The sequence below is a fragment of the Actinokineospora cianjurensis genome, from assembly GCF_003663795.1.
Classification (GTDB): domain Bacteria; phylum Actinomycetota; class Actinomycetes; order Mycobacteriales; family Pseudonocardiaceae; genus Actinokineospora; species Actinokineospora terrae.
Genome location: NZ_RCDD01000002.1, coordinates 1,194,931 through 1,206,850, shown reverse-complemented (window position 1 = coordinate 1,206,850; position 11,920 = coordinate 1,194,931). Strand labels below are relative to the sequence as shown.

Sequence of the window (11,920 nt, the reverse complement as noted above, 5' to 3'; positions counted from 1 at the left end):
CATTCCCCCGAACGCGGCAACAAAACGGGAAAACGGCGATGCGGACTTTTCCGGAACCGCTGTCGCCGCGCTCCCCGGCGGCACTACCCTGGCCGCGCGAAGCCCGCGATTCCCATTCGGAGGAGACCCGCCGATGGAGACGGTCGACATCGTGGCGGTTCTGCCACGGCACCTCGACGACACCGCCACGACCCTCAGCGACCGGCTCACCGCCCGGATGCGGGACGGCGGCAGCCCGTCCTGGTTCCGGCTCGGCGACCCGTTCGACCACGCCGGTCCGTGCGCCCCGCACGTGTCGCTGTTCATGCTCGCCGTCGAGCTGGCCGAGGTGCCCGGGGTGGTCACCGCGACCCGCGCGCTGGCCGCCGGGATGTCCGCGCTCGTCGCCGAGGGCGAGTTCTACCGCCACAACCCGGTCGGCGCGCCGGAGCTGTACTTCCGCAAGACCGCGGAGTGGATCGAGTTGCAGCGTGCCGTGGTCGAGGCCGTGGAACCGTTGCGGCGCGGCCGGTTGCGCGACACCGACCCGGCAGGCGAGAGCGTGGCGGGCATCATCGGCGACCCGGGCCAGGACCCGGTGCGCCGCGAGCAGCTGACCCGGTTCGGCTACGACGAGATCACCGAGGTGTGGGACGGCGGCGCGACCGACCGGTTCAACCCGCACGTGACCCTCGCCTGGCCGGTCGACCCCGGGTTCCGCATCGACCTGACCGACCTGCCGCCCGCCGCCGGGTTCAGCGGCGTGCTGCCCGGGCTCGCCGTTTACGGGATGAGCCGCTACGGCACCTGCACCACATTGTTCGGTGCCGCCCCTTTCGCCATGTCCCCGATCGGGGGATCCGGTGGCGGAAATACGACGGGTAGGCTCGATATCCATTCCGGGCGGCGGCCGAGCGGAGAATAACGGGCAGGGCGGCTGACGTCCTCGCCCGCCGTCCGGCCGAACCGGTGTCGGCCGGACGGGGTCCACCGAGCTGTGGGAGGCACGGGTGAGCCGAGTCGAGTCGGAGTTCGCCACGCGCGTCGCCGGGGCCAGGCGGCGGCGGGGCTGGTCGCCGGGCAGGCTGGCCGCCGAGTGCGCCGGGCTGGGGTCCGACGCGCTCGACGCCACCGCCATCACCGCGATCGAGACCGGCGCCAGGGGGGTCACCGCGGCCGAGGTGTCGCTGCTCGCGCTGGCGCTCGGCGTGCCGGTGGCGGACCTGGTGCCGACACCGCTGCCCGGTCCGCGACCGCCGGTGCGCGGCCCCCGCCCGCCCCGTTCGGGCCCGGTCGACTTCTTCATCAGCTACTCGCTGCTCGACGACGCGTGGGCCACCTGGATCGCCCACGAGCTCGAGTCGGCTGGCTACGAGGTGATGATCCAGGCGTGGGACTTCGTGCCGGGCACGCACTTCCTCGACTTCATCGACCGCGGCATCCGCGAGTCGTCCGCGGTCATCGCCGTGCTGTCGAGCAACTACCTCGCCTCCCAGTACGGCAGGCTGGAGTGGATGGCGGCCATGCAGGCCGCGCACGACCGGCCGGACCAGAAGTTGCTGCTGCCGGTGCGGATCCAGAACATCTTCCCCGACGGCCTGCTCGGCCAGGTCACCTTCGTCGACCTGGTCGGCATCGACGAGCCGGGCCTGGCCAGGGCACGCCTGCTCGACCGGCTCGAACACGCGCTGACCGGTCGCGCTAAGCCAGGTGAACACCCGCGCTTCCCCGGTGCCGCGGTCGTCAGGGAGAGCATCCCCGCCCCGCGCGCGAGCCAGAAGGACGAGCACGCCGCTGCCGAGTTCCCACCCACGACAAAACCGACCGGCAGCCCCCGTCACGAACTGGGGATCTTGCACGTACCCGGTCCGCGGTTCGGGAGGGACTCAGGTAGCCCTGTCGACCGGCTAGCCGCGTTGGACGCAGGTCTGGGCCGTCTGACGGAGGCAGGACTACCCACGCCCGAACTCGTTGTCGTCAGCGGCAGCCTCACCGACTCCGGTAGCCGCGAGCAGTTCGACCAAGTACGCAGCTTCCTCACCGGTTTGCGCTCACTGCTGGGTATCGACGCGGGCAGGCTGGTTGTCGTACCTGGCGGCGGCGACATCACCGCGGCCGCGTGCGAGGCGTACTTCGCGCACTGCCGCGCCGAGAGCCTCAACCCCGAACCGCCGTACTTCAGCAAGTGGTTGCACTACGAGCGCCTCCACCGCGAGCTCTACCCCAGCGGCAACGGCACGGTGTTCGACGCGAACCAGCCGTGGTCGCTGGTCGAGATCGCCGACCTGCGCGTGGTCGTGGCCGCGTTCAACTCCACGGTCCCGCACACCCACCAGAACCTCGACCAGCCCGGACGCCTCGGCGCAGACCAGCTCGCCTGGTTCGGCTCCGCGCTCGCGCCCTTCGTCGAGTCCGGGCACCTGCGGCTCGGCGTGGTCGGCCACACCCCCGGCGCCGAGGGCAGTGCCGCGCTCGCCGACGCCGCCGCGCTCGACACCGCGCTCGGCTCCCGGCTCAACCTCCTGCTCAGCGGCGACGGCCCCGGCTCGGCCGAGGTCGGCGCGCTGGCGGGCGGCCTCACCTTCGTCCCACCGGCTGGCGGGCCCCGGCTGCTGCACCTGACCCGCGACGGCGTGGACACCTGGTCCCTTGTGGACAGTCCGCGCCGCGTCGGTCGCGCCCGAGGACCCTGGCACGCCGCCGCGCAGACGTTCACCCCGCCCGCGGGCACCGGGCCCAGGGTGCGCCAGAACCGGGTCCGCCCGGCCGAGGAGGAGCCCTCCGAGCAGCCCGTCGACCAGCTGCTGCGCCGGATCACCGAGGTGCTGGCGGTCCGCCACCCCGGCGCCGCGGTGCGCAGGCTGCCCGGTAGGCCGCCGGTCCTGCGGGTCAGCTACCCCGACGGCGACCTGGTGCCCCAGTTCCTCATCGCCGCGCACATCGGCGAGCCGACCGCGGCTGATGTGGCGGCGTTGGCCACCGTGCGCAGGCGCAACGCCGAGGACCTGACCTCCGAGCTGGTCTACCAGGGCCCCAACCCCGGGGTGACCCTGCGCGCGGCCGCGCTGCGCGACGGGATCCGGCTGCGCAGCTTCATCGAGTTCCAGGGGCTGCTCGACCTGCGCGGCTACGTCAAGGCGCAGACCGAGCGGCTGCTGCAGGACCGCGTGTACCCGCCCGAGTTGTACGTCCCGCAACGGTTCCGCGAGACCGAGGGCGCCGCGGCGTCCGACGCGGGCGTGCGCGAGGACGTGGTCGGTGAGCTCGTCGACCTGCTCGCCGCCGACGAGGGCCGGTTCGTGCTGCTGATGGGCGACTTCGGCCGCGGCAAGACCTTCGCCATGCGCACCCTGGCGATGACGCTGCCCACCAGGCTGCCCGGCGTCTCGCCGATCCTGATCGAGCTGCACGCGCTGGACAAGGCGCACAACGTCGACGGCCTGGTCGCCGCGCACCTGGCCAACCACGGCGAGTCCCGCATCGACCTGCGCGCCTTCCGCTACCTGCTGCGCCAGGGCCGGGTCGTGCTGCTCTTCGACGGGTTCGACGAGCTGGCCAGCCGGGTCAGCTACGACCGCGCCGCCGAGCACCTCACCACCCTGCTCGCCGCGGCCGAGGACCGCGCCAAGATCGTCGTCACCAGCCGCACCCAGCACTTCCAGAACGACGACCAGGTCCGCACCGCGCTCGGCCAGCAGGTCGGGGCGCTGGCCCAGCGCCGCATCCTGCTGCTGGAGGACTTCACCGACCAGCAGGTCGACGCCTACGTGACCAACCGCTACGGCGCGGACGAGGAGGTGGCCAGGGAGCGCATCGAGCTGATCAACCGGGTCGACGACCTCGGCGGCCTCTCGCGCAACCCGCGGATGCTCAGCTTCGTCCTCGGTCTCGACGCCGAACGCCTCGCCGCCGTGGCCGCCCGCGACACCATCAGTGCCGCGAGCCTCTATGAAGAGATCCTGACGTCCTGGCTCACGCACGAGCACGACCGCGCTAACCCGCCCGGCTCACAGGCAGGGCTGACTCTCACCGAGATGTGGTCCGCGGTCACCACGCTCGCGTTGCGCGTGTGGGAGTCCAACGACGTGCTGCTGCGCCTCGACGACGTCGCCGAGGTCGCGGAGGCGTTGGCCGGGCTCGCCGAGGCACCGCTGTCGCCGCAGCAGGCCACGCACGCCGTCGGCGCGGGCAGCCTGCTGGTGCGCACCGAGGACGGCCTGTTCGGCTTCATCCACAGCTCGGTCGCCGAGTACCTGCTGGCCAGGGAGATCGCGGGCCAACTGGCCACCGGCGACGGTCGGCCCGCGCTGCTCGGCCGCCGCAAGCTCTCCCAGCCGACCGTGGACTTCCTGTGCGACCTGGCCGAACCGAGGCGGCTGCTGCTGTGGGCCGCGCGCCCCGGCGGCGACCCGGTCACCGCCGCCAACGCGCTCAAGATCAGCAAACGGCTCAGCGCCCCGGCCAAGACCGACATGCGCGAGGCCGTGCTGCGCGGCGAGGACCTGTCCCAGCGCGACCTGTCCGGCGTCGACCTCACCGGCGCGGACCTGACCGACGCGCTGCTCATCGGCACCAAGTTGTCCAGGGCCGTGCTGCGCGGCGCGCGGCTGCACCGCGCCCGGCTCGACCAGGCGGTGCTGCGCGACGCCGACCTGACCGACGCGGACCTGACCGGGGCGCGGCTGGTCGAGACCGACCTGCGCGGCGCCGTCGTCACCGGCAGCACCTGGGCCAGGGCCGCGTTGATCAACGTCGACGCCGACCGCGAGCTGTGGGCGGCGCCCGAGCTGCGGGCCGCGGCCGTGGCGCCGGGGCAGCCGGTGCTGACCGGGTTGCGGCCCGCCAGCGTCGGCGTCCAGTTCGGCTTCGAGGACGGCAGGCTGCCCAGCCCGCTGGCCTACAGCCCGGACGGGTCGCTGCTCGCGGTCGGCAGCGGCGACGGCGGGGTGCTGCTGTGCGACACCGAGAAGGGCCTGCCGCTGCGCACCCTCAACGGTCACCTCGACCGGGTCTACGCGGTCGACTTCGGCCCGCCTGGCAGCGCGCTGGTCACCGCGGCCGCCGACGGGACGGTGCGGTTCTGGGACCCGGCCACGGGGGAGCCGACCAAGGTCGTCGCCGACGGCGTCGAGCACACCGCGCCGATCTGGCCGCTGCTGATCTCACCGGACGGCGGGCTGGTCGCCTACGGGGACAACGCGGGCACCGTCGTGGTCCGCACCGTGCCCGCCGGTGATGTCGTGCACCGGCTCGGCGGGCACGTGGAACGGGTGTGGGCGCTGGCGTTCCACCCGACCGCACCGGTCCTGGCGACCGCGGACGAGTCCGGCGCGGTGCGGCTCTGGGACCTCGACACCGGCGCCGAGCGGCACGTCCTGGCCAGCCCGGGGTCGGCGGTGTACACGCTGTCGTTCAACGCCGACGGCAGGTTGCTCGCCGCCGCCGGTCAGCACGCGTACCTGCGTGTGTGGGACGTCGAGTCCGGCACCGAGGCGCACCGGCTCGACGGGCACACCGAGCACGTCTACGCGGCCGTGTTCCACCCCGAGCACGACGTGCTGGCCAGCGGCGACACCGCCGGGTCGGTGCGGCTGTGGACGGTGCCGCGGCACGGGCGGGTCACCGGGGTGGCGCTGCAGCACCGGCACGCCACCGCCGTCTACCACCTGGCGTTCAGCCCCGACGGCCGCACGCTGGCCAGCGGCGACAGCGACGGCACGCTGCGGGTGTGGGACACCGCCTCCGGGCAGGAGACCCACGAGGTGCTCGCGCACAGGGGAGCGGTGTGGCCGCTGGCGTTCCGCGCCGACTCCGCGCAACTGGCCACGACCGGGCGCGACGGCGCCATCCGGCTGTGGGACCCGGCCGCCGGCAGGCAGCGCCACGAGCTGCACGGCCACGGCAGGCGGGTCGTCCAGGTCCACTTCAACCGCGACGGCGACCTCCTCGCGGCTGCGGGCAACGACGGCGTCGTGCGGGTGTGGGACCCGAGCACCGGCAGGCAGTTGCGGGTGCTGACCGGCCGCGACGACCAGCTCACCGGCGCCGTGTTCAACCCGGTGCGGCCGCTGCTGGCCACCCCGAGCAACGACGGCGGCGTGCACCTGTGGCACCTGAGCACCTGGCGCGCCGACCAGGAGCTGGACGTGGAGACCGAGTACGTGTGGGCCAGCGCGTTCGCCCCGGACGGGGAGGTGCTGGCGACGGCGAACGACGACGACACGGTGCGGCTGTGGTGGCAGGCGACCGGCCGGGAGGTCCTGGCCCTGCTCGAGCACCGCGGCCGGGTCCGCTCGATCGTCTTCAGCCCGGACGGGTCCCTGGTGGCCACCGGCTGCGACGACACCAAGGTCCGCTTGTTCGACCGCGAGACCGGCGCCTGCCTGGCCACCCTCGACGGCCACACCGACCGCGTCTACGACGTCCGCTTCACCGCCGACGGCCGACTCCTCGCCAGCGCAGGCAACGACGGCACCGCGGTCCTGTGGCGCGTCGCCGACCACGCCCGCCTCTGCGTGCTGCCCGCCCAACGCGGCAAGCTCTGGTGCTGCGCCTTCAGCCCCGACGGCCGCGTCCTCGCCGCCGCCGGTGACGACGCCGCCATCTACCTGTGGGACACCGAGACCGGCGCCTCCCTGGCCAGGATGGCAGGCCACAGCCGCCGCGTCCTCTCCCTCGCCTTCAGCCCCGACGGCACCACCCTCGCCAGCGGCTCGGCCGACGGCACCACCCGCCTCTGGAACATCCCCCAGCGCGCGCTGCACCTCACGATGATCGGCCTCCCCGAGGCGTGGGCGTCGGTGACCCCGGACGGCCGCTACAAGGTGGACGGCCCCCCGAGCGGCGAGTTCTGGCACGCGGTCGGGTTGTGCCGGTTCGAGGTGGGGGAGTTGGACACGGTCCTGCGCGAGGTCCGCGCCGTACCCCTCACCGAACCCTTCTGACATGCCCGCACCAGGCTCAGCGGCCCCGGACGCCCGCGACGATGAGGGAGCCGCCGAGGGTGGGCCAGTGGCGGGCGGCCCAGGTGGAGCGGTACTCGCGGTGGCGGGTGCGCCAGACGACCTGGTTCGAGCGCGGCGGCGACGGGGTGAACCCGGCCTGGCGGAGTCCGGTGGCCAGCAGCGGGTAGGTGAACGGGCGGATGTGCAGGTGCAGGTACTCGTGGAACGGGTCCACCTGGCGGGGCGCGCGGCCGAGCAGGAAGCGCAGGCGGTCCTGCGCGGGGGCCAGGTTCGGCGTGGTCAGCACCAGGATCCCGCCGGGGCGCAGCACCCGGTGGCACTCGCGCAGCAGCAGCGCCGGGTCGTAGACGTGCTCGATGATCTCCCCGGCGAGCACCCCGTCGAGCGATCCGGAGCGCAACGGCAGCACCTCGCCGACGTCGAGCCGCACGGCAGGGCACCCGGCGGCCCGGCACGCGTCGTGGACGACGTCGCAGGCGATCGGGCGCAGACCGGCCCCGGCGATCAGCGCGGTGACCTCGCCGCCGCCCGCGCCGAGGTCGGCGACCAGGGCGCCGGGGTCGAGGTGGCCGGTGAGCAGGTCGAGCGCGTGGTCGAGGCGCAGCCGGTGGTAGGGGTCGCGCAGGTAGCCCGCGACCTCGTCCCCGGAGTAGCCGCGCTGGTTGGCCGCCGTTGCCCTCGACTGCGCTCGCCGCACCCCGCCATGATCGCAGACCGAGCGCGCGGAGGGCGGCCATGCGGGTAGACCACATCGTCTGGGACTGGAACGGAACCCTCTTCGACGACGGCGACGCCCTGGTACGGGCCACGATCGAGGCATTCTCCCGCAGCGGCCTCCCCGAGGTCACGGTCACGGGCTACCAGGAGCACTTCACCCGCCCTATCACCGCCTTCTACGACCGCCTGGCAGGCAAGGCCCTGACACCGCAAGAGCAAACCGACGTAGACAAACACTTCCAGTTCTCTTACGCCAACCTGATGGGCCAAGCCGCAGTGCACTCCCAGACGGTGACAGCGTTAACGGCTTGGCGCGACGCAGGTAGGACTCAGTCCCTGCTGTCGATGTACCCACACGACCAACTGGTTGACCTACCGCAGTTCCGCGCCATAGCCCACTTCTTCGACAGAGTGGACGGCCTCCGCTCCGACGAACAACACCACAAAGAACCCCACCTCCGCAGACACCTGAAAGCCGTGAGAGAGCCCAACGTCCTCGTAGTGGGCGACAGCGACGACGACGTCCACGCGGCCAAAGCCTGCGGAATCCCTTGCCTGCTCTACCACCCATCCAACGGCGCACTGGTGAGCCAAACCCGCGTAGCCGGCCTCCAAGTACCCGTAGTACGAGAACTCCCCGACGCAGTCCGCTGGGCTCTAGCCCCCACCGGCGGCAGATAGCACTCACCCGGATCCCGCCTCCCCACAGAACGCTCAACCCGACCGGCCTCGCGCTCCGCTCGGTCCGTTGTCCGGTCACGCAGGTTGTCGGTTTGCTTTCGGTTCGACTGGCCTTGCGCTCCGCTCGGTCCGCTGTTCGACCACGCCGCCTGTCGACCAGTCCCCGGTCCGACCGGCCCCGCGCCCCGCCTGGCCTCTTGTTCAACCACACCTGACTCAGCCCCGTCCACCAGTTCACTCCACACAAGTCACAGAGCCCGCGCCCACCCGCAGGCGCGCTCACCCGGCTTTCGACGTGGTCATCACCCAGCCACCAACCCACCTTGTCCCCAACCCCGCCAACCATCCACAGCCCTTTCCGCGCCCCTATTGACAACTCGCCGAACGCGATAGGTTCAGGAATGGGCCCCCGGCCCCCGGGAGGGAGGGCCCCGGGAGCGGAGTGGATCTTGGTCGCCGGAGGGTCGGGTGGCGGCTCGGGATGGTCGCGGGGCCCGGGTTCGCGTTGGGCGAACGCTGGTGTGGTGCCGGCACGGAGAGATCGGCGCGCTCCGGCCGGTCGTGCCCGCTCGACCTCGGCAGGCACGCCGGCGTGGTCACCGCCGTCGCGGCCAGCACCAGGCTCAACTGAGGCGTCGGCGCCGAGCCGTACTTGTCACCGCCGCGGGCAGGCACCGGCGCCAGGCCCACCTAGTCACCTCCGCGCGCTTGCCGACAACGCGCCGGTACCGAGTCAGGAAGCGCTGAGGGCGGGCAGGAACCGTTCGTAGCGGAAGGGGCCGAGGGTGTCGTCGTGGTTCTCGCCCAGGACCTCGGCGGCGACGAGGTCGCCCGCGTGGACGCTGAGGGTGGCGCCGCTGTGGGAGACGGCGAAGTGGAAGGCGGGGAGGTCGGCGACGCGGCCGAGGACCGGGAGGCCGTCGGCGGGGATGGGGCGCTCGCCGACGCGGACGCTCTCGACCGTGGCGTCGCGCAGGCCCGGGTACAGGTCGCGGCCCGCGGTCAGCACGGCGTCGACGGCGCCCTGGTCGACCTGCGTCCGCCCCCTGCTGACCGTCGCGGCCGCGTCGACCTCGCTGGTGTGCAGCAACAACCGGCCACCGCCGTCCGGCCGCAGGTGGACGTCCGGGGCGTGCACGACGCGCGAGACGCTCACCGGCACCGGCGAGGTGTAGATCAGCACACCGAGCGTGTTGCGCATCGGCAGGTCCAGCCCGGCCAGTGCGGCGATCCGGGTGGCGTGTGGCCCGGCGCAGTTGACCACCGCGTCGGCCGCCAGCCGCTTGCCGGAGGTGAGCCGAAGGGTTGCCGTCTGGTCGATGTCCAGGTCGACCACCGCGTCGTCGCGCAACAATCGGGCGCCCCGCGACAGCGCCGTCGCCAGCAGGTGCCCGACCAGCCGGGTCGGCTCGACCCAGCCCTCGCGCGGGAAGTACGCGACCTCGTCGGCGGGCAGCGCGGCCGGGTCGAGGTCCGGTTCGAGGGCGAGCACCTCGGCCCGCGTCAGCCAGCGCGCCGCGTACCCGTACTCCAGGACCGTGGCGACCTTGCGCCGCAACCGGTCCACGCCGCCCGCGGTCGCGGCCCACTCCAGGTTGCCGCCCTCGTGGTACCAATCGCCGTGCGGGACGCGGGCGGCCAGCCGCCGGTGCGCGAGCATGCCCGCGACGCTCAGGTCGTGGTAGCTGCGGGGTTGCTTGCCGCACGAGTTGGTCCACGAGAAGGTCGCGCTGGACGTGCCGCCCGCCGGTGCGCCCGCCTCGACAACGGTGACCAACGCGCCCCGACTGGCCAGCCCGGCGGCGACGGCGGCCCCGTAGACCCCGGCCCCGATGACGACCACGTGTCCGACCATGGCGATCTACCCCAACTGCGACGACAGCGGTGGAACACATTGGTACCGGCGCGGCCCGCCGGGGGTCAACCGCCAGCAGGGGGCGGCCCGCTCAGCCGATCAGGTGCCGGTGACCCTGCCGATGAGCGTTGTCACCCGGACCTCTTCCGTGAACGTGGCCTGGCCCTGGAATGCCCTATCGATCCTGCATTCGAGAAACTTGCGATTCTCCTGGGAAGGCAAGCGGTGCACGGGTAAGGCCGAGTAGATGCCGCCAACGATCTCAGGTAGCGTCAACTCGCCGGTATAGGTGACAGTGGACTTGTCGACGGTAAGCCCAGCCGCGGTCATTGCGGTCAGGTAGCGCTCTTGGCTGGCGTCGTCAGTCCCGCAGGTGGCGACCAGCCTGGTGGTGAACCACTGTTCGAGCACCTCGCGCAACGTCTGAGACCAGTCAGAGTCCTGTAACCACAACGGAGTGCCGTTAGTGACGATCGCGATGCCGCCTCCCACGCGGACCGTTGACGCTATCTCGCCGAAGAGAAGTTCGTGGTCCATCCAGTGCAGCGCCTGGCCGACCGTGACAGCCGCTACCGGGCCGGTAGCGGCGCGCAGGGCAGGTAAGTCGATGTCCTTGCCGACGACCCACGTGGCGTTCTTGGCACCGTGCGCGGCTGCGTGCGCCAACATGTCCGGCTCCGGGTCAACGCCGACGACAGCTTTGACCCTGGCGGCAAGGGGAACGGCGAGTTGGCCCGTACCGCAACCGAGGTCGACCACCACGTCATCACCGGTCAGCGCGAACGCGTCGACGACACCGTCGACCACCTCGGTCGGGTACCCGCGTCGGTACCGGTCGTAGAAGTCGGCTACCTCACCGCCAAATCCCAGCTCCATGCGGCCAGGTTGCCACCGCGGGAGTCGGGCCGACGTCGGATTTCGCTCAGGGCTTGGCCGACCGCCCGGTCAGGCGACAACGGCCCACTGACGTCACGCACGGTTCACGGGCGCGGCCACCGAGGTTCATGATCACGCTGCCGTGCGGTCCGGCGTGCTGGGCACTCTGGGGCCGTGCAGGCGCTGGTGGTCCACGCGGTCGAACTCGCCTCGACCCTGTTGTCCCCCTTGGGCGACCGCTGGAAGCACACCATCGGCGTCGCCCACCGCGCCGAGCAGTTGGCGACCACGGTGCCCGCCGCGGACCGGGAGACCCTGGTCGCCGCGGCCTGGCTGCACGACATCGGCTACGCGGTCATCGACACCGGCTTCCACCCCGTCGACGGCGCCCGCCACCTCGACGCCCACCACTGGCCACCCCGCCTCACCGCCTTGGTCGCCCACCACTCCGGCGCCCGCTTCACCGCGCAAGCTCTCGGTCTAGGGCACCTCGTGGACCCTTACCCGCACGAGGACACCCCTCTGTCCGACGCCCTCACCTACGCCGACCAAACCACGGACCCCCGCGGCACCCAGGTCTCCCTCTCCACCCGCCTCACCGAAATGCTATCCCGCCACGGCCCCGCCTCAGCCAACGCCAAAGCCCACCACCTCCGCGGCCCCTACCTCCACGCCACCGCTACCCGCGTCGAATCCCGCCTCTAGGAGCCGTCTTGGAACCGGATCTGGGCCGGAGTGGTGGATGCGGCTGGTAATCGGGTGGTCCGCGGTCGGCGGGTGGTCAAACATGGGGGTGCCGACGGAAGCTGTGGCGAACGGGCGGTTGGTTGTTGGGGTAGCAGGGGAA

7 protein-coding genes are annotated in these 11,920 nt (G+C 72.3%); 4 read left to right on the top strand and 3 right to left on the bottom strand.

All coding sequences use genetic code 11. The features are described from left to right. Window positions 1-133 precede the first annotated feature (133 nt). The gene (locus tag CLV68_RS19795; RefSeq protein ID WP_121392269.1) at window positions 134-904 is read left to right on the top strand and encodes a hypothetical protein; all 771 of its coding nucleotides are present in this window, start codon (window positions 134-136) and stop codon (window positions 902-904) included. A gap of 85 nt (window positions 905-989) precedes the next feature. Continuing rightward, a complete protein-coding gene (locus CLV68_RS19790) occupies window positions 990-6,923 on the top strand; it encodes a WD40 domain-containing protein (RefSeq protein WP_211346653.1) in 5,934 nt (1,977 codons plus the stop codon). A gap of 16 nt (window positions 6,924-6,939) precedes the next feature. Here the strand turns inward: CLV68_RS19790 and CLV68_RS19785 are convergent, their stop codons facing one another. Beyond that, on the bottom strand, window positions 6,940-7,641 hold the full coding sequence (locus tag CLV68_RS19785) for a class I SAM-dependent methyltransferase (protein WP_211346651.1): 702 nt from the start codon (window positions 7,639-7,641) through the stop codon (window positions 6,940-6,942). A gap of 38 nt (window positions 7,642-7,679) precedes the next feature. Between CLV68_RS19785 and CLV68_RS34055 the strand changes: the two genes are divergently transcribed. Then, window positions 7,680-8,342, top strand: a complete 663-nt coding sequence (locus tag CLV68_RS34055) for an HAD family hydrolase (protein WP_170224373.1) — start codon at window positions 7,680-7,682, stop codon at window positions 8,340-8,342. Between the two features lie 733 nt (window positions 8,343-9,075). Here the strand turns inward: CLV68_RS34055 and CLV68_RS19780 are convergent. Continuing rightward, window positions 9,076-10,197 carry an NAD(P)/FAD-dependent oxidoreductase gene (locus tag CLV68_RS19780; RefSeq protein WP_121392267.1) on the bottom strand — a complete coding sequence of 374 codons (1,122 nt, stop codon included), beginning with the start codon at window positions 10,195-10,197 and terminating at the stop codon, window positions 9,076-9,078. 99 nt (window positions 10,198-10,296) lie between these two features. Further along, window positions 10,297-11,073 (bottom strand): class I SAM-dependent methyltransferase, encoded by a 777-nt coding sequence (locus CLV68_RS19775; RefSeq protein WP_121392266.1) that lies wholly within the window; start codon window positions 11,071-11,073, stop codon window positions 10,297-10,299. 174 nt (window positions 11,074-11,247) lie between these two features. Here CLV68_RS19775 and CLV68_RS19770 point away from each other — a divergent pair, with 174 nt between their 5' ends. After that, window positions 11,248-11,778, top strand: coding sequence for an HD domain-containing protein (locus tag CLV68_RS19770; protein ID WP_121392265.1), 531 nt, complete (start codon window positions 11,248-11,250; stop codon window positions 11,776-11,778). The last annotated feature ends 142 nt before the right edge of the window (window positions 11,779-11,920 follow it).